This window comes from Mycobacterium sp., from assembly GCF_035633495.1.
Classification (GTDB): domain Bacteria; phylum Actinomycetota; class Actinomycetes; order Mycobacteriales; family Mycobacteriaceae; genus Mycobacterium.
The window spans coordinates 1-16,316 of sequence record NZ_DASQEU010000184.1 but is presented as its reverse complement, the minus strand read 5'-3'; the positions used below and the strand labels follow the sequence as shown (position 1 = coordinate 16,316).

Annotated in this window: 16 protein-coding genes and 2 pseudogenes; 12 read left to right on the top strand and 6 right to left on the bottom strand. The window is 67.4% G+C overall.

The features are described from left to right. Positions 1-146: 146 nt before the first annotated feature. Positions 147-944 (top strand): oxygenase MpaB family protein, encoded by a 798-nt coding sequence (locus VET27_RS26305; RefSeq protein ID WP_526522961.1) that lies wholly within the window; start codon positions 147-149, stop codon positions 942-944. A 4-nt stretch (positions 945-948) separates the two neighbouring features. On the opposite strand, the gene VET27_RS26300 is transcribed toward VET27_RS26305, so the two are convergent. After that, a complete protein-coding gene (locus VET27_RS26300) occupies positions 949-1,839 on the bottom strand; it encodes an SDR family NAD(P)-dependent oxidoreductase (protein ID WP_526522959.1) in 891 nt (296 codons plus the stop codon). 131 nt (positions 1,840-1,970) lie between these two features. Between VET27_RS26300 and VET27_RS26295 the strand changes: the two genes are divergently transcribed. The 11 genes and pseudogenes from VET27_RS26295 to VET27_RS26245 all read left to right on the top strand — a co-directional run bounded on the left by VET27_RS26295 (position 1,971) and on the right by VET27_RS26245 (position 13,786). Then, positions 1,971-2,414, top strand: a complete 444-nt coding sequence (locus tag VET27_RS26295) for a nuclear transport factor 2 family protein (protein WP_526522957.1) — start codon at positions 1,971-1,973, stop codon at positions 2,412-2,414. Positions 2,415-2,418: 4 nt separating this feature from the next. Next, entirely contained in the window at positions 2,419-3,243 is an 825-nt protein-coding gene (locus VET27_RS26290) for a sulfotransferase (RefSeq protein WP_526522955.1), read from the top strand. Continuing rightward, the gene (locus VET27_RS26285) at positions 3,216-3,422 is read left to right on the top strand and encodes a hypothetical protein (protein WP_526522953.1); all 207 of its coding nucleotides are present in this window, start codon (positions 3,216-3,218) and stop codon (positions 3,420-3,422) included. Before VET27_RS26290 ends, VET27_RS26285 begins: the two co-directional genes overlap by 28 nt. Next, a pseudogene (locus VET27_RS26280) lies at positions 3,415-4,669 on the top strand (hypothetical protein). Before VET27_RS26285 ends, VET27_RS26280 begins: the two are co-directional and overlap by 8 nt. A gap of 1 nt (position 4,670) precedes the next feature. Further along, the gene (locus VET27_RS26275; protein ID WP_526522951.1) at positions 4,671-5,504 is read left to right on the top strand and encodes an SDR family oxidoreductase; all 834 of its coding nucleotides are present in this window, start codon (positions 4,671-4,673) and stop codon (positions 5,502-5,504) included. Between the two features lie 2 nt (positions 5,505-5,506). Next, complete coding sequence (locus tag VET27_RS26270; RefSeq protein ID WP_526522949.1) at positions 5,507-6,325, top strand: mycofactocin-coupled SDR family oxidoreductase; 819 nt, start codon at positions 5,507-5,509, stop codon at positions 6,323-6,325. A gap of 9 nt (positions 6,326-6,334) precedes the next feature. Next, positions 6,335-7,897: an FAD-binding protein gene (locus tag VET27_RS26265; RefSeq protein WP_526522947.1), complete on the top strand. Its 1,563-nt coding sequence runs from the start codon at positions 6,335-6,337 to the stop codon at positions 7,895-7,897. A gap of 48 nt (positions 7,898-7,945) precedes the next feature. Next, a complete protein-coding gene (locus VET27_RS26260; RefSeq protein ID WP_526522945.1) occupies positions 7,946-8,755 on the top strand; it encodes an SDR family NAD(P)-dependent oxidoreductase in 810 nt (269 codons plus the stop codon). A gap of 307 nt (positions 8,756-9,062) precedes the next feature. Further along, positions 9,063-11,471: a lysylphosphatidylglycerol synthase domain-containing protein gene (locus VET27_RS26255; protein ID WP_526522944.1), complete on the top strand. Its 2,409-nt coding sequence runs from the start codon at positions 9,063-9,065 to the stop codon at positions 11,469-11,471. A gap of 40 nt (positions 11,472-11,511) precedes the next feature. Then, a complete protein-coding gene (locus tag VET27_RS26250) occupies positions 11,512-11,979 on the top strand; it encodes an SRPBCC family protein (RefSeq protein ID WP_526522942.1) in 468 nt (155 codons plus the stop codon). Further along, positions 11,972-13,786: a sulfatase-like hydrolase/transferase gene (locus VET27_RS26245; protein WP_526522940.1), complete on the top strand. Its 1,815-nt coding sequence runs from the start codon at positions 11,972-11,974 to the stop codon at positions 13,784-13,786. Before VET27_RS26250 ends, VET27_RS26245 begins: the two co-directional genes overlap by 8 nt. On the opposite strand, the gene VET27_RS26240 is transcribed toward VET27_RS26245, so the two are convergent. The 5 genes and pseudogenes from VET27_RS26240 to VET27_RS26220 form a co-directional block, all read right to left on the bottom strand. After that, positions 13,759-14,193, bottom strand: a complete 435-nt coding sequence (locus VET27_RS26240) for a hypothetical protein (protein ID WP_526522938.1) — start codon at positions 14,191-14,193, stop codon at positions 13,759-13,761. The genes VET27_RS26245 and VET27_RS26240 overlap by 28 nt on opposite strands. A gap of 183 nt (positions 14,194-14,376) precedes the next feature. Beyond that, entirely contained in the window at positions 14,377-14,943 is a 567-nt protein-coding gene (locus tag VET27_RS26235; protein ID WP_526522936.1) for a hypothetical protein, read from the bottom strand. A 316-nt stretch (positions 14,944-15,259) separates the two neighbouring features. Continuing rightward, the gene (locus tag VET27_RS26230; RefSeq protein ID WP_526522934.1) at positions 15,260-15,505 is read right to left on the bottom strand and encodes an anti-sigma factor family protein; all 246 of its coding nucleotides are present in this window, start codon (positions 15,503-15,505) and stop codon (positions 15,260-15,262) included. Then, on the bottom strand, positions 15,502-16,140 hold the full coding sequence (locus VET27_RS26225) for an RNA polymerase sigma factor (protein WP_526522932.1): 639 nt from the start codon (positions 16,138-16,140) through the stop codon (positions 15,502-15,504). The genes VET27_RS26230 and VET27_RS26225 overlap by 4 nt, the downstream gene beginning before the upstream one ends. A gap of 20 nt (positions 16,141-16,160) precedes the next feature. After that, positions 16,161-16,316 (bottom strand): annotated as a pseudogene (locus VET27_RS26220) (flavodoxin family protein); the annotation flags it as partial.

The window sequence follows — 16,316 nt, the reverse complement described above, 5'->3', positions numbered from 1 at the left end:
CGCACCGAGAATCGTCGCCATGGCGCCGTCACCCTTTCGTCGCACTGTCTGAAACGTAGTCCCATGACACCGGGCGTACTGTCGAACTCGTGGCACTGCCTGGTTTGACGACCGTCCGGGACGGCCTCGGTCAGCGACTCTTCGGCATGGTCGCTGGTCCCGACGGCCCGGCCAACCGGACCCGCATCCACGAAACCCCCGGCCCACGATGGTTCGGCGAGGACCGCCCGATCAGGCGGGTGCACGGCGACGCGTCGATGTTCGTCGGCGGATTGCGCGCCCTGCTTCTGCAGTCGTTGCACCCGCTGGCGATGGCGGGCGTCGCCGGACACTCCGACTACAAGGGCGATCCGTGGGGGCGGCTGCAGCGCACCAGCACCTTCCTTGCCGTCACGACCTTCGGCCCGGCCGACGATGCCCAGCGTGCCGTCGACAAGGTCCGCGGGATCCATCGACGGGTACATGGGACCGCCGCGGACGGACGACCTTACGAGGCGTCCGACCCGCACCTCCTCGAGTGGGTGCACATCGCCGAGGCGGACAGTTTCCTTCTGGCGCATCAGCTTTACGGAGCCAATCCACTGGATCAGCAGGGCCGCGACGACTACGTCGCCGACACCGCCCGCGTCGCCACCGCACTCGGGGTGCTCGACCCACCGCTCACCGAGCGGGAGTTGAAGCAGCGGATCGCGGACTATCGACCCGAGATGAGCAGCACCCCGGCGGCGCGGGAGGCAGCCAAGTTCCTGCTGCTGACTCCACCATTGCCCCTGCTGGCCAAGCCGCCATATGCGGTCCTGGCCGCCACCTCGGTGGCCATGCTGCCGGCGTGGGCGCGACTGCCGCTGCGGCTGCCCTACCTGCCGCCACTGGAGACCACCGCCGTCCGCGTGGCAGGCCGGACCCTGGTCGGCGGCATCCGCTGGGCACTTGCCCGCGGCTGACCCTTCACACGGGAAGCGTTGTGTCCGTCTCGTTCTCGGCAAATGCGACCAGTCGAGCAGCGATCTCGTAGTCGCAGGCCTCAGCGGCGCGGCCACTCAACGTCGGGCCACCCTTCAATCCGAACCTGCTGTCGATGCCCACGTAGCTGCCTGGCGGAATGGGTTCGCTGATGCAGTACAGCGTCGGCGCCGCGCCCGCGTCGATGTCGTTGGCCAACACGTTGGCCGCCGACTTCACCACCAAATGGAACGCCGACATCACCCGCTTGTCGGAGACGTTCGACAGGTTCGACGCCACCCAACCGGGGTGGGTCAGCTGGCTGGTGACTGATGAACCCGCGGCGCGCAGACGCCGGTCGAGCTCGAGGCCCCACAGCATTACCGCAAGCTTGGAGCGGCCGTAGGCGGGGAACGCCGACCACTTGCGCGTGCGCAGATGCGGATCGTCGAGACCGATCTTCGCCGACTTGTGCGCATCGGAGCCGACGTTGATGATCTGCGAGCGCACCCGACCGAACAGAAGATTGGTCAGGGCGAATGGGCCGAGGAAGTTCGTGCCCAGCGTCATCTCGAAACCGTCGACCGTCTCGGAGCGGTTCTGCGCGACCACCCCGGCGTTGTTGATCAGGATGTCCACGTCACCGTCGAACAGGTCGGGGAACGCCCGCACCGACGCCTGCTCGGCGAGGTCGAGCTTGACCACCGACGTGTCGCCGCCCATCTCGGCCGCCCGCTGTGCGCCCAGTTCGACGTTGCGCACCGCGAGGATGACGTGAGCGCCGGCGTGGGCGAGGGCACCCGCCGTCGCCAGACCCACGCCGTTGGTGGCTCCCGTCACGATGACGCGCTTGCCGGTCAGATTGCCGAGTCGGGTCGGCGACCAGGTTGATGTCACGCACTGAGATTAACCACGTGCGCGTGGACCGGATCGTTGACATCGCCAAGCCCGGCTGGTTGTCTTCGGTTGAAGACCGGAATTCCGGTCGGCTCTGCCAACTTCGGTTCGATGAGGAGCCAGCTGCCGACATGACGGACAGTGCCCGGCAGATCGAGAACCTGCTGTACACGTACGCCGAGCGGCTCGACGCAGGCGACCTGGACGGGGTGGCCGCACTGTTCGCGCACGGCCGGATCTGCGGCGTCGAGGACGGCCCGCCGGAGACGGTCTTCACCGGTGTCACCGGGGCTCGTCAGATGTACGAGATGGCGACCCGCCTCTACGACGACGGCACACCCAAGACCAAGCACCTGACCAGCAACGTGCAGGTCCACGTCGACGACGCGGCAGGCACCGCGCACTCGAGCGCCTACTACTGCGTCACCCAGGCCACGCCCGACCTGCCGTTGCAGATCATCGTGACGGGCCACTACCGCGACACCTTTCACCGCGTCGACGGTTCGTGGTGGTTCGACACCAGGACCATGTACGTCGATCAGATCGGCGACACCAGCCACCACCTGAAGTTCTGACCCCGTGGCGCACCCGTTCGACCCGGCTCACCTCGCGGCCAGCGCGCAGCAGAAGGAGGGGCTGGGCGACTGGGGTCCCCTGCCGTTCGAGGAAGCGCTCGCCGTCCTGACAGACGACTACGCCGCCGCCGACCTCAACTACGTCGGCATGCACATTCTGCGATCGGGTCTCGTGCACAGTCTGAGGATGCGCCTGCGCGCCCAGGAGTGGATCCGGCGACGTCCCGAAATTCTGGAGGAGACGATCGTCGCGCCCATCGTGGTCGTCGGCATGATGCGCAGCGGCACCACCCTCCTGCAGCGACTCCTGGCCGCGGACTGCGAATTCCACTGTGCGTACGGCTGGGAGGTGGTCGAGGTCGCGCCGAAGCTGGACCACCGGTGGTCGCAGGAAGAGGACCCGCGCATCGTCGTCAGCGAGCAGCGCAAGGCCACGACGCGCGAGCTGGCGCCCGAACTGTTCGCCATTCACCCCATGTACGCCCGCGAGCCCGAAGAGGAGATCGTCTTCCTCACCGACGCCTTCCTGTCGCACGTACCCGAGTCGGGCGCCCACGTCGTACACATGCACCGCGATCCGCGAGAGACGATTCCGTCCGGCGCCAGCCTCAACGCCACCCTGCACGCGATGCACGCAGATCGGGTGGACCGGGACCGCGTTGGCGCCGAGTGGCTGCAACGGATGGGTTGGACGAACGACCGCGCGATGGCCACCCGTGACGGGTGGGCCGACGACTCCGCGCTCTGCACGGACGTGGAGTTCGCCGACGCGGTCGCCGATCCGATCGGTCAGGTGTCCGTGTGTATGACGCGATCGGCGTGCCACTGAGCGCCGGGGCGGAGTCGGCGATGCGGCGCTGGCTCGTCGAGCGTCCGAAGGAGGCGGCCCGCCCGTCCTACGCCGCAACCGACTTCGGGCTCAGCGACACCCAGATCGACGAGCGCTTCGCCACCTACGACTCCCGGTTCCGTGCGGGCGCCGGATCCCGAGGATGGAACCATGTCTGACTTCGAAGGTGATCCGGTGGCGACGGCGTCGCAGCACGAGCAGGAGCTGGCGGCACTCGAACTCACGGCTCACCCGACCGTCAAGGCGGCTTACCACAGCGTCGCCGAGACGTGGCTGGGGCGGGCGAAGGCCTCCGATGCGATGCGTGCGTGCTTCGACGACGCCTTCACCGAGGTGATGTTCTCCGCCGCGGTGTGGTCGTCCAATCAGGACGAGCTGCGGCCGAAGGTCAGCTGCATCACCCGGTTGGGTCACCCGGTGGCGAACCGCCAGATCCCCGGATCACGTTGGGGCATAGACAACCCCGACAGCGTCTACCGCGTGATCCCGATCTCCGGTGACGAGCGCTACGAGATCCACGGCCGCGTCGGCGAGCACCGCATGACCGAGAAACTACTTCACGCTGTGGGATGCCGACATGGGCACCGTCGCGGTGCTCAACGGCCGCACCATGGAGGTCGAGTCCGATGGATCGTTCACCATCACCGTCGACGCCGATCCGGCGAGCGGGCGGCCCAACCACGTGCAGTCCACGCCGGCGGCGCGCGAGTTCTACATCCGGGACGTGCTGCTGAACTGGGACCGCGACGACGCGAATCACCTTACGGTGCAACGCCTTGGCGGCGAGCCCACCACTGCGGCGAGAACGCTCGACGAACAGGCCGACGCCACCGCGGCGATGATGGCCCACTTCGCCAACTTCACGGGAAAGCTCAGCCACGGCGTCTACAAGATGGCACCCAACGACTTCAACCTCGCCTGGTCGGCCGACAAGGTCGGTGCGATGCGCAACCAGGTGTACGTGATGGGCCGATTCGACCTGAACCCCGACGAGTCCTTCGTCGTCGACGTCAGCGACGGCGGCGCCGAGTATTTCACCGTACCGCTGAGCAACATCTGGGGCACCACGCTGAACATCGTCGATCGCACCGGCAGCCTCAACAAGGCGCAGTCGGTACCCAACGAGGACGGCACCTTCACCTACGTCATCGCCCCCACCGATCCCGGCGTTGCCAACTGGATCGACTCCGACGGCCTCAACGAAGGCATCCTGACGCTGCGGATGGCCGAATTCGGTGGCGACGGGCCGAAGGAGGACCTCGGTGCCCGCGGTCGCGTGGTGAAGCTCGACGACCTCGAGTCAGACGTTCCGACGTTGCGCCGAGTGTCCGAACGAGAGCGGGCGACCGAGCTCGCCGACCGCCACGCGGCATATCTGCGCCGCCTGCCCGAAGGGACACTCTGACATGGCTCGCTGGTTGGTCACCGGGTGCTCCACCGGTATCGGTCGCGAGATCGCCAGTGCCGCATTGGAAGCGGGCCACTCCGTGGTGGTGACCGCACGACGCACCGAGACCGTGGCCGACTTCGCCGACGACTTCGGCGACCGCGCGGTGATCGTGGCCCTCGACGTCACCGACAAGGACCAGATCGCCGCGGCGGTTCGCGCCGCCGACCAGGCATTCGGCGGCATCGACGTCCTGGTCAACAACGCGGGCAACGGTTACTTGTCCGCGATCGAGGAAGGCGAGGACGAGCAGGTCCGAAAGCTCTTCGACACCAACTACTTCGGCGTGGTCGACACCATCAAGGCCGTGCTGCCCGCCATGCGTGCCCGCCAGTCCGGGCACATCGTGAACATCTCGTCGATGACCGGCCTGGTGGCCAACCCGCCCAATGCGTACTACTCCTCGACGAAGTTCGCGCTCGAGGCGCTGACCGAAGCCCTGGCGCAGGAGGTCGAGCCGTTCGGCATCAAGGTGACGGCGATCGAACCCGGGGCGTTCCGCACCGATTGGGCGGCGCGATCGATGTGGGAGTCGTCCACGCCGATAGGCGATTACGCCGAGAACGTCGGCGCCCGCAAGACGATGATCAAGGAGTTCGCCAACCACCTGCCCGGGGACCCGCGCAAGGTGGCCGAGGCCGTGCTGATGGTGACCACTCTCGACGAGCCGCCGTTGCGCCTTCTACTCGGCCGCGACGTCCTCAAGGCGGTACGCGACAAGCTCACCGCCTTCTCCGCGTCGATCGACGAATGGGAAGCGGTCACCAAGGACGTCGACTTTCCGAAGGACTGACCATGGGAACCATGACCGGCAAGGTCGCCTTCATCACCGGTGCCGCACGCGGAATGGGCCGGGCGCACGCCGTCAAGCTCGCCAGCGAGGGCGCCGACATCATCGCGATCGACGTCTGCGCCGAGTTCGACTCCACGGACTACCCGGGCTCGACCCCCGCGGACCTGGCCGAAACGGTGAAACTCGTTGAGGGCCAGGGCCGTCGAATCCTTGCCGGGCAGGCCGACGTACGCGATCCCGACGCGGTCGACGCTGCCGTCGCGGAGGGTGTCGAGGAGTTCGGCCGCCTCGACGTCGTCATCGCCAACGCGGGCATCATCAGGGTCAGCGACACCGACCAGCGGCGGCAGACGTTCCGCGACGTCGTCGAGGTCAACCTGATCGGCGCCTGGAACACCGTGGATGCGGCCATTCCCGCCCTGATCGCCGGCGGACGCGGCGGATCCATCGTGCTGGCCAGTTCCACCCAGGGCATCAGGGCCTCCGGCACCGAGCGGGCAGGCGTTCAAGGCTACGCCGCATCCAAACGGGGACTGGTGGCCCTCATGCAGGTCTGGGCGGACCAACTCGCCGAACACTCGATCCGGGTGAACACGATCCACCCCAGCGGCGTGGCGACCGACATGATCCTCAACGAGACCACGATGAGGCTGTCCGCGGCCGGTGATCCGTGGCTCGCCAGCCAGCTGAACGCCCTTCCGATCGCACTGCTGCAGCCCGCGCAGATCGCCGCCGCGGTGGCCTGGCTCGTCTCCGACGAAGCGGCGTTCATCACCGGCACCTCGTGGCCGCTGGATGCCGGATTCACTCTCCGGAGTTAGGGATTCGCCGTGGCCACTCACGCATCAGCCAACTGGGACGAGACCGTCGACGTCGTCGTCGTCGGCTCCGGTGGTGGAGTCACCGGCGCCTACACCGCGGCACGCGAGGGCCTGTCCGTGGCCTTGGTCGAGGGAGGAGACAAGTTCGGGGGCACGACGGCGTTCTCCGGGGGCGGTGGGATGTGGTTCCCGTGCAATCCGGTGCTGCGCCGCGCTGGCGTCGACGACACCATCGAGGAAGCCCTGACCTACTTCCACGCCGTGGTCGGCGACCGCACGCCACGTGAGCTGCAGGACGCGTACGTCCGCGGTGGCGCGCGACTGATCGAGTATCTCGAGGAGGACGACGCCTTCGCGTTCAAGGTGTTGCCGTGGCCCGACTACTTCGGTAGCGCACCCGGCGCCCGCCTGGACGGGATGCGCCACATCGTGTCCAGGGCGCTGCACGCGGACGCACTCGGGCCATACGCCGACCGGGTCCGCGGACCGCTCGACAACGAGCGCCTCGGCGTGCCCGCACCGGAACTGCTCACCGGTGGGCGCGCCCTGATCGGTCGCTTTCTGGCCGCGCTTCGCCGCTTCCCAGACGCGGGGATCCACCTCGACTCCCCCCTGACCGATCTCGTCGTCGACGACGGCGCCGTCACCGGAGTGGTCGTTCGGCGCGATGGCGAGCAGGTGCGGATCGGCGCCCGCCGCGGGGCGCTGCTCGCCGCAGGCGGTTTCGAGCAGAACGCGCGGATGCGGCAGTCGTTCGGCGTCCCCGGCCGGGTCGAGGACACCATGGGCGCGCCGGGCAACGACGGCGCGGCACACCGAGCCGCCATCCGCGTCGGCGCCGCCACCGACCTGATGGACCAGGCGTGGTGGTCGCCGGGATTGACGCACCCCGATGGCCGGTCGACGTTCTCCCTGTGGTTCACAGGCGGCATCTTCGTCAACTCCGACGGACGGCGCTTCGTCAACGAATCCGGCCCTTACGACAGATTGGGTCGCACGGTCATCAGCCAGATCGACTCCGGCGCAATGGAACTGCCATTCTGGATGATCTACGACGACAGAGCGGGCGAGATCCCGCCGGTGAAGTCGACGAGCGTGTCGCTGGTCGCGACCGAGCGCTACCGCGACGCCGGGCTGTGGCACACCGCCGACACCTTGGACGACCTCGCAGCGATCATCGGGGTGCCGCCCGCCCACCTCATCTCCACGGTGTCGCGATTCAACGAGTTGGTGGCCGACGGCGTCGACCGAGACTTCGGCCGTGGCGACGAGGCCTACGATCGCACCTTCACCGGCGGCGCATCGCCCTTGGTGCCCATCGATCAGCCGCCCTACCATGCCGCCGCGTTCGGGCTGTCCGACCTCGGCACCAAGGGCGGGCTGCTCACCGACACCGACGCCCGCGTGCTCGACGCCGAGGGGCGACCGATACCCGGGCTGTATGCCGCCGGGAACACGATGGCCGCCGTCAGCGGCACCGTCTACCCCGGCGGCGGTAATCCGATCGGAGCCGCCATGTTGTTCAGCCATCTCGCTGCTCTTCACATGGCTGGACGCTCGGCCCCACTCTGATCACGAGACCGGCTGACACCGAGGCACTCGAGGGGCGTCATTCGGCCCATGTCTTCCTCACTTCCGCGCTACGCCGACCGTCGCGTCCTCATCACCGGCGGCGGCTCCGGCATCGGGCAGGCCACCGTCCTGCGCATCCTCGACGAGGGTGGCCGGGTCGTTGCGGCCGACGTCAGCGAATCCGGGTTGAAGGACACCGTCGCCAAGGCCGACGCGTACGGTAACCGGTTGTCGACGGTGCGGATGGACGTCGGTGACGAAGCGTCCGTCCAGGCCGGGGTGGCAGAAGCGGTCGACACGATGGGCGGGCTGGACACGTTGGTCAACGCCGCGGGCATCCTTCGGTCGTCGCACTTCGCCGACACCACGCTGGCCGACTTCGAGAAGATCGTGCGGGTGAACCTCATCGGGACGTTCCTCGTCACCCGCGAAGTGATTCCGGCTCTGCGACAAGGCAATACGGCCGCAGTCGTCAACTTCAGCTCCACCTCGGCGAGCTTCGCCCACCCGTACATGTCGGCGTACGCAGCATCCAAGGGCGGCATCCAGGCGATGACGCACGCCCTGGCGCTGGAGTTCAGCAAGGAGCGCATCCGGTTCAACTGCGTGCAGCCGGGATCGATCTCCTCCGGGATGACCGACGGCGTCGGCGAGTCGAAGCAAAGTGTCGGACCGGGACTGCCCGACGACATGGACTTCTCGTTGCTCGGCAAGATCATGGCCGTGCTGCCACTCGACGACGGTGCGATGTTCGCCAAACCCGACGCGGTGGCCAGCGTCGTGGCGATGCTCGACTCCTCCGACGCCTACTGGGTCACGGGCACCGAGGTGCGGGTCGACGGTGGCACCCACACCTAGCTCCGGTCAACGGTTGACGTCATCCCGTGTCGCGCCGCGGACGTTCAGGTAGCGACACGTCAGCAGCACCGTCGCCGGGACGGCCATCATCGAAAGGACCTGCACCAGATTGCTCACATCTGCTTGTCTACTGCCTTCGCCGGCCCCGGGAATCGGCGTCAACGCGATTCTTACGCGCCGGGGCCGCACCTTGACGACATCCATACGGGCGGGTGGACAATCGCGGGTGCGGGCCAAGGGCTGGGATAGGTTGGCCGCACGCCGCTGACCCACGCGGTGCCGGCACCGATCCGAGAGATCCTCAGACATGCGAGTTGACGGGCGGGAAGTCTCCGTTACCGGAGATTTGCTTCAGCCGCTCGTCCGGCGCACCAACGACATCTTCCGACTGGCCCTGGCGACCGCGTTCCTGGCCTTCGTCATCACCAGCTCGCTGATCACGCGCAGGGACTGGGTCGCCCTCGAACGGTCGATCTCGGGGATCGTGGGCGTCCTGACCCCGACCCAGTCCAACCTGGTGTATCTGGCCTACGGCGTCGCAATCCTGGCTCTTCCGTTCGCAATCCTCATCGGGCTGATCACCGCCCGCCAGTGGCGGCTCCTCGGCGCCTACGCCGCGGCAGGTCTGATCGCCATCCTCGCGCTATCGATCAACTCCAGCGGCTTCGCGGCGCCGCGCTGGCACTTCGATCTGAACGACCGGCTGCGGACCCTTCTCTCACAGTTCCTGGACGATCCACGGTGGATCGCGATGCTCGCCGCGATGCTCACGGTGTCGGGACCGTGGTTGGAGGCGCGCTGGCGCCGGTGGTGGTGGGCACTGCTGCTCGCCTTCGTGCCGATCCACCTCGTCGTCAGCGCCGTCGTTCCCGCGCGATCGCTGCTCGGACTCGCGGTCGGCTGGTTCGTGGGCGCGTTGACGGTGCTCGTCGTCGGGACACCGGCGCTGGAGGTCCCGCTGGACGGCGCGGTGCGGGCGTTGCTCCGTCGCGGCTTCGCCGTGACCGGGATGACGGTGGTGCGGCCTGCCGGATCGGGACCGCTGGTGTTGTGGGCGGCATCGGAGGGCGGGGAGGACCCCGACGGTTCCGAGGTCGGCGAGCCGCAGCGGGCGATCGTCGAGATGTACGGCCCGAATCAGCGCAGCGGTGGAATCATGAGCCAGGTCTGGCGGCGAGTGCGGTTGCGCAACAGCGAAACCGCGCCGTTGCACGCTTCGATGCGTCGCGCCGTCGAGCACCGCGGGCTGATGGCCATCGCCATCGGAGATCTGGGGGTGGCGAACAGTACGACAGTCGCGCTGGCCGCGCTCGACCGGGGCTGGACGCTGTATGCCCACACCCCGGTGCGGGGTGTGCCGCTCGACGAGTCGTCCGCCGACGAGTCCCTCGTCGGTCCGGTCTGGAAGGCGCTCGGCGTCCTGCATCGGCACCAGATCTCCCACGGTGACCTGCGGGGAAAGGAGATCACCGTCGACGACGGCGAGGCACTCTTCGGCGGCTTCGGCAGTGCCGAGTACGGCGCGACCGACGTTCTCCTGCAGGCAGACATCGCCGCGTTGCTGATGTCGACGACGGCGATTTTCGGTGCCGAATCCGCAGTTCGTGCCGCCATCGAGGAATTCGGTGAGGGCACCGTCCTCATCGCCTCCCGCCGCCTGACGAAAGCTGCTCTCCCGAGACACATCCGCGCCTCGGTCGTCGATCCGGGCACCGTCATGACGGCGGCCCGCGACGAGGTGATGCACCAGACCGGGGCGGATCAGATCAAGGCCGAGACGATCACCCGCTTCACCAGAACCCAGGTGATCCAACTGGTGCTGCTCGTCGCCCTGGTGTACGTCGCCTACCCCTTCATCAGCACGGTGCCTGCCTTCTTCTCGGAGTTGCGGACGGCGAACTGGTGGTGGGCGCTTCTCGGATTGGCCGTGTCGGCGTTGACGTATCTAGGTGCCGCAACGGCACTGTGGGCCTGCGCTTCGGGGCTCGTGAGCTTCCGCCACCTGGCGATCATGCAGGTGGCCAACACGTTCGCGGCCACCACTACGCCGGCCGGTGTCGGCGGTCTGGCGCTGAGCACGCGATTCCTGCAGAAGGGGGGTCTCGGGGCGCTCCGAGCGACGGCCGCGGTCGCCATGCAGCAGTCGGTACAGGTGATCACCCATGTCGGACTGCTGATCTCCTTCAGCGTGATCGCCGGGACGTCGGCCAATCTGTCGCACTTCGTGCCGAAGACGACGGTGCTCTATCTGATCGGTGGCGTGGCCCTCGGGCTCGTCGGCACCTTTACGCTCGTGCCGACGCTTCGGCGCTGGCTCGGCACCGAGTTGCGGCCTCGCCTCAAGGAGTTGGGTGGTGAACTGGTCGAACTGGCGCGCGAGCCGAAGCGGCTGGCCCTGATCGTGGCCGGCTGTGCCGCAACCACTCTGGGCGCAGCGTTGGCGTTGTGGGCCAGCGTCGAGGCCTTCGGCGGCGGCACTACCTTCGTGACCGTCACCGTCGTCACGATGATCGGCGGAACTCTCGCCTCGGCCGCCCCGACTCCCGGCGGTGTAGGCGCGGTCGAGGCAGCGCTGATCGGTGGCCTTGCGGCGTTCGGAGTGCCCGCTGCCGTCGCGGTCCCGTCGGTGTTGTTGTACCGCGTGCTCACCTGCTGGCTGCCGGTGTTCGTCGGCTGGCCGGTGATGCGCTGGCTGACCAGAAACGACATGATCTAGCGGTCACGAGTCTCGAAGTCGCGCCACATCTACGCCTGCGATGGTGTTTGATGGCGGTGTGGCAGACATCAGCCGCAGCCGAACGATAACCGCCCCGCCGCAGGCCATCTGGGACGTACTCGCCGACTTCGGTTCCCTGAGTTCGTGGGCGGACAACGTCGATCATTCGTGCATCCTCAATCAGGGTCCGCACGGTGGGGCGGTGGGAACCACGCGCCGTGTGCAGATTGGCCGCAACGTGCTGGTGGAGCGCATCACCGAGTTCACCCCGCGCACGGCCCTGGCCTACGACGTCGAGGGCCTGCCCGGCAGGTTGCGCAGCGTCGTCAACCGCTGGACGTTGCGGTCGACCGGTGATGCCACCGAGGTGACGCTGACCAGCAGGGTCGAGATCGGCACGGGTCCGGTCGCCCGGGCGGCTGAATGGGTCGTCTGCCGCGGCATGGCCAAGGAGTCCGACTCGATGCTCACCGGTTTGACACGACGAACGGAGAACCTCCATGCCTGACCGGCCCGACGTCGTCATCCTGATGACCGACGAGGAACGCGCCGTGCCGCCCTACGAGTCGGCCGACGTGCTGGCCTGGCGACGACGCGCCCTCGGCGGCCGCCGCTGGTTCGAAGAGCACGGCGTGAGTTTCGCGCGGCACTACACGGGGTCGCTGGCGTGCGTGCCGAGTCGCCCGACGATCTTCACCGGTCAGTATCCCGATCTGCACGGCGTCACTCAAACGGACGGCATCGGTAAGCGGTACGACGATTCCCGGCTGCGGTGGCTGCGCGCCGGGGAGGTGCCGACGCTCGGCAACTGGTTCCGCGCCGCGGGCTACGACACGCACTACGACGGCAAGTGGCACATCTCGCACGCCGACCTGGAGGACCCGGAGACGGGTGACCCGTTGGCCACCAACGACGACGAGGGCGTCGTCGACCAAGCCGCCGTTCGGCGTTATCTCGACGCCGACCCCCTCGGGCCGTACGGCTTCTCCGGCTGGGTGGGACCCGAACCGCACGGTGCGTCCATGTCCAACAGCGGTTTTCGACGTGACCCGCTGTTCGCCGACCGAATCGTCGCATGGCTGAACGACCGGTATGAGCGCCGTCGCGCCGGCGACGAGGAGGCGCTGCGGCCGTTCCTCCTCGTGGCCAGCTTCGTCAACCCGCACGACATCGTGCTGTTCCCGGCGTGGGTACGACGCAACCCGCTGACGCCCTACACCTCGATGGATCCACCGCACGTGCCCGCCCCGCCGACCGCCGAGGAGGACCTGCGCACCAAACCCGCCGCGCAGATCGCCTTCCGTGAGGCGTACTACTCCGGATACGGCCCGGCGCCCGCGATCGCCCGCAGCTACAAGCGAAATGCGCAGAAGTACCGCGACCTCTACTACCGTCTGCACGCCGAAGTGGACGGACCGCTCGACCGCGTCCGTCGCGCGGTCACCGAGGGCGGATCCGAGAACGCCGTTCTGGTGCGCACGTCGGATCACGGCGATCTGCTCGGCGCGCATGGCGGACTGCATCAGAAGTGGTTCAACCTGTACGACGAGGCGACCCGGGTGCCGTTCGTCATCGCTCGCATCGGTGAAGCTGCGACCCGGGCACGCGTGGTGTCCGCACCGACGTCACACGTCGACCTGGTGCCGACACTGCTCGGCGCCGCCGGTGTCGACGTCGAAGTCGTCGCCGACACACTCTCCGAGTCGTTCTCGGAAGTTCACCCGCTACCGGGCCGCGACCTGATGCCGGTGGTGGACGGGGCACCGGCCGACGACCACCGAGCGATCTACCTGATGACGCGGGACAACGTCCTCGAAGGTGACACCGGCGCATCGGCGGCAGCCAGGGGGATGGGCCTGACGGTGAATCCGCCTGTGCCGCTTCGTATCAGTATTCCTGCGCACGTCGCCTCGAACTTCGAGGGCCTGGTGGTCCGCGTCAGCGACGCAGAGGCTGCGCTCGGCGCGGGAAATCTGTGGAAGCTGGTGCGTACCTTCGACGATCCGTCGACCTGGACCGAACCCGGCGTGCGCCAACTGGCCGCCAATGGGATCGGCGGCGAGGCCTACCGCACCGATCCGTTGGACGACCAGTGGGAGCTGTACGACCTGACCGCCGACCCCATCGAGGCCGACAACCGGTGGACCGACCCCGCGCTGCACGACCTTCGAGCGCACCTGCGGATGCAACTCAAGCAGGCGCGGGCGACATCGGTGCCGGAGCGCAACCGTCCATGGCCCTACGCCGACCGACAGCCACCGACCGGCGAGTCAGAGGGCGTGGTGCGTCAGGTGTTGGGGCGGTTCGGGCTGTAGGTGCCAGCGCGGCCGACCCGGTCGTTGTGACTCAACCAAGCATCGGCATCCAGCGAGCGGCCAGCCGCGCTAGCCATTCCGATGAGTCGGCGGTTCGTTCCGCCGGACCCGCGAAGATCACGAGTTCGTCGACGCCCAACTCGGCGAGCCCCGACAAGGTCGTCGACGTGCGGATCGCGCAGCGCCACCGCCAGGGACAAGTCAGTCGGTTCCCGGCCTGCGGCGAGGCAGGCCGCACGGAGAAATGCAAGGCGTTTGGCCAGCGAGACCGCCACCTGGTACGTCCCGCTGACGAGTTGCTGAATGTTCTGAACCGATGCCCCGGTCTCGGCGGCGGTCGCGTCGACGGTGCGGTCGGTGGCGGCCGAGATCTGTTCCGCGTACGCGTTTCCGAGCCAGAAGTGCACCCGGAAGCTTTGCCCGTCGCAATGGCGACGCGGTGGCCTCGGGCCTTCTTCTCGGTACGAGAGCGTGACGAGCCCAAATCGAACGGTATGAGATCCGTTCGATCACAGGCCATCCGAGGAGTCCCGAACGGCCCGTACCCCGTACGAGATGAGCTACCACCCATACGGGGCCGGCCGTCACGGTCAGATGGCCATACCACCCGTAACCCGCACGGCGGTGACCTTGGTGCCGTTCATGGTCATCGACCAGGTGCCGTAGGTCATCTGCGGAGCTTGCTGCATCTGCTGGTCGAGACGCATCTGGCGGACGCCGTCCTTGAACGCTTGATCCTGGGCAGCGATCGCGTCGGTCACCTTGTGGTCTCCAGGCGCGCTGTTGTTCATGACACCGACCATGGTGCGATCGGGCCGCACCACGAACGAGGCGCGGGCATTGCCCTGGGTGGCGGTGTAGAGCCCGGCCGGAGCCGCGACCGATGACGCGGCGAAGCTCACCGGCGCGGACTCACCGTCGTTCATCGTGATCTCGCCGTTGACCTTCGACCCGTCGAAGGATGCAGTGAGGTTGTCGCCATACATCGACGCCAGGTCCATCTGACCGGCGGTCTGGGTGCCGACGAAGTACGCCTCGTCGTTCGTGCCATTGGTGGCGTATGCGATGACCTTGTCGTCCTCGACGGTGATGGCCATCGTCATCGTCGTACCCGACGTGCCGGGCATGTCGGCGATGTAGGTCGCCGTCTGTGGCATGGCCACGGCGTTCGTGGGCCCGGCCGGTTCCGTGGTTCCCGCCGAGCACGCGGTGAGTATCCCCAACGATACTGCGACGCCAGCCAGCAGGCTCGTCCGCCTGGTGCGCCGAATCACCCTGTATAACCTCATGTTCAATATCTCCATCTGTCCTGCTGGCCGCCCTTCGACGTCCAGACTGTGTGTCCATTCAGGGATTGGTGTGGCGGAACGCACTTGGCGTTACATCGGATCTGCTGGCGGGCGGGACTTCTGCGCCAGTTCGCCCGGCGCGACGACATTCTGTGCGATCGGCGTCATCGCGCCGTCGCCCAACTCAGGGTGAGGTGAAGTCGCGGAAGGCGAGGAGCAGACGGTTGCGGAAGTCGGCATCGAGTTGCTCGCTGCCGATCTTGCCGACGGTGGCCACGGTGACGCGAAACTGCTGCAGACAGTTACTACAGTCGTCGCATTCGGTGAGGTGGGCATCGAACCGAGCCCGCGTGTCGGGGTCGAGTCCGCCGTCGAGATAGGCAGTAACGAGTTCGACCAGCTCCTTGCAGTCCATCGGTCGGGTGCTCATACCTGCGCCCCCCGCAAGTACCCCTCGAGTACTTGGCGAATCGCGGCCCGGCCGCGGTGCAGCAGCACCCGCTGATTGGCCACGCTGATGTCCATCAGTTCGCATACCTCACCCGAGTCGAATCCGAGCATGTCCCGTAGCGTGACGACCACCCGTTGCCGTTCCGGCAGCTTGTCGAGTTCACGGCGGGCGACCGCCACCAGTTCGTCACCCAGTACGGACCCCTCCGGTGTGTCCGGGAAGGGCGAGGGCGCTTCGACGTCCTTCCAGTGCCCAGACCACGGTTCACCGGCGGCCCGGAACCGTGCCGGGTCGAAGGTTCCACCGGTGAATGCGGCGATGGCGGCGTCGGCGGCGCGGCGCTCCCGCACGCCGCGCGCCTTGGCGATGTTGATCATGATCGCGAAAAGCCAAGTCCGCAAGGAGGATCGGCCCTCGAATCTTCCGATCCCCTTCACCAGCGCGATCCATGTCTCCTGGACCACCTCTTCGGCGATCTCATGGCTTGGCACGTAGCCCCGAGCTACCCGCAACAGCGATGGAGTGTAGGAGTCGACGAGGTGGGCGAACACCGTCTCATCGCCGCAGCGCACTGCGGCGATGAGGGCCGATTCGTCTTCCACCGTCCCGGTCATCGGAACAAGATATTAGCTCCTCAGCGGTACTCGGGGTTTGCGAAATCGTAACGACACCCCGCATCCCATCCGGAACGGATGTTCCCGTACGCCGGCACGCCGCCGCCCGCCCGGAGCATCCGAGCCAGATGCATGAGATTCCAGGTCATGAAGGTGGTGTTGCGGTTGGTGAAGTC

What these genes read in the sequence shown, in the direction of transcription:
- VET27_RS26255 (WP_526522944.1), top strand. Translation starts at nt 9,063, where the DNA reads ATGCGAGTTGACGGGCGGGAAGTCTCCGTTACCGGAGATTTGCTTCAG.
- VET27_RS26225 (WP_526522932.1), bottom strand. Translation starts at nt 16,140, where the DNA reads ATGACCGGGACGGTGGAAGACGAATCGGCCCTCATCGCCGCAGTGCGC.
- VET27_RS26235 (WP_526522936.1), bottom strand. Translation starts at nt 14,943, where the DNA reads ATGCCACAGACGGCGACCTACATCGCCGACATGCCCGGCACGTCGGGT.
- VET27_RS26270 (WP_526522949.1), top strand. Translation starts at nt 5,507, where the DNA reads ATGGGAACCATGACCGGCAAGGTCGCCTTCATCACCGGTGCCGCACGC.
- VET27_RS26260 (WP_526522945.1), top strand. Translation starts at nt 7,946, where the DNA reads ATGTCTTCCTCACTTCCGCGCTACGCCGACCGTCGCGTCCTCATCACC.
- VET27_RS26295 (WP_526522957.1), top strand. Translation starts at nt 1,971, where the DNA reads ATGACGGACAGTGCCCGGCAGATCGAGAACCTGCTGTACACGTACGCC.
- VET27_RS26245 (WP_526522940.1), top strand. Translation starts at nt 11,972, where the DNA reads ATGCCTGACCGGCCCGACGTCGTCATCCTGATGACCGACGAGGAACGC.
- VET27_RS26230 (WP_526522934.1), bottom strand. Translation starts at nt 15,505, where the DNA reads ATGAGCACCCGACCGATGGACTGCAAGGAGCTGGTCGAACTCGTTACT.
- VET27_RS26250 (WP_526522942.1), top strand. Translation starts at nt 11,512, where the DNA reads ATGGTGTTTGATGGCGGTGTGGCAGACATCAGCCGCAGCCGAACGATA.
- VET27_RS26275 (WP_526522951.1), top strand. Translation starts at nt 4,671, where the DNA reads ATGGCTCGCTGGTTGGTCACCGGGTGCTCCACCGGTATCGGTCGCGAG.
- VET27_RS26305 (WP_526522961.1), top strand. Translation starts at nt 147, where the DNA reads ATGGTCGCTGGTCCCGACGGCCCGGCCAACCGGACCCGCATCCACGAA.